The organism is Bathymodiolus azoricus thioautotrophic gill symbiont, from assembly GCF_001298715.1.
In the GTDB taxonomy this organism is placed as follows: domain Bacteria; phylum Pseudomonadota; class Gammaproteobacteria; order PS1; family Pseudothioglobaceae; genus Thiodubiliella.
In genome coordinates this window covers 1-897 of record NZ_CDSC02000314.1, presented here as the reverse complement: position 1 = coordinate 897, position 897 = coordinate 1, and the positions used below count along the sequence as shown (strand labels likewise).

Annotated in this window: 1 protein-coding gene and 1 pseudogene; both read right to left on the bottom strand. The window is 35.1% G+C overall.

Annotated elements, in window-relative coordinates; all coding sequences use genetic code 11:
* Positions 1 to 13 precede the first annotated feature (13 nt).
* Positions 14 to 430 carry a DsrE family protein gene (locus BAZSYMA_RS06095; protein WP_090716718.1) on the bottom strand — a complete coding sequence of 139 codons (417 nt, stop codon included), beginning with the start codon at positions 428 to 430 and terminating at the stop codon, positions 14 to 16.
* Between the two features lie 55 nt (positions 431 to 485).
* Positions 486 to 897, bottom strand: a pseudogene (locus BAZSYMA_RS06090) (16S rRNA (cytosine(967)-C(5))-methyltransferase RsmB); the annotation flags it as partial.

Here is an 897-nt window from a genome sequence, read left to right as displayed (position 1 = left end):
GTTGTTTTATTTGCTAAGGTCGAATATATGAATAACCTTGTTGTTGTAGTTCGCCAATCCTAACCACGCCAGCGGGTGTTTTATCAACACCGTCAGTTAATGTTGGGAAATGACCTTTCTTTCTCTTAAAACCACGCATAGTATTTTGACAAGCACTAAATTTAATATTATTTAATGCCATGCTCTCTACGCGACTGGTATTTTTATTATTGGTTGTTAAAATACTCAAACCTGGACCAAAAGCAACAATTTCAATATCTACTTTATCTGCACCACCATAATGCTTTTGTAAGTTAACTGCATTATTAAGTGCAATTTTTTGTGTTTTAGCATCATCTGTACTAACTTGAATGACATATTTTGGATTAGCTGCTTGAACATTTAGTGTTAGCAGTACTAATGTAGCAATACTTAGTAGTATTTTTTTCATTTTATCCCCAAGAGTTATGTAAAAATATCCTTCAAATAAAAGGTATTAAACTATTCTACACCAATTTTTTGAGTATGGCATAATAAAAACCATCAAACTCATAACAGGGTGTTTGCTGCCTGCCATGAGTGGTTTCAAGCCCCCAATCAAGCATGATTTTCTCTTCTATTGCATCTGAGTGGTTTTGTAAAAACTGCGCAATTTGGTTTTCATTTTCATTTTTTAGGATGGAGCAGGTGGCGTAGAGTAATGTACCACCTGGTTTAAGCATGGTCCATAAATTATTGAGAATGTCTTTTTGTAGAGCAACTAAAGCACTGATATCTTTAGGTTTACGTAGTAATTTGATATCAGGATGACGACGAATAACACCAGTGGCCGAACAGGGTGCATCAAGAAAAATTTTGTCAAAGTGTTGACCATCCCACCAATCTTGCGTTTGTGCTTTGCCTTGAAAAAGTGTGATA

What these genes read in the sequence shown, in the direction of transcription:
- BAZSYMA_RS06095 (WP_090716718.1), bottom strand. Translation starts at nt 430, where the DNA reads ATGAAAAAAATACTACTAAGTATTGCTACATTAGTACTGCTAACACTA.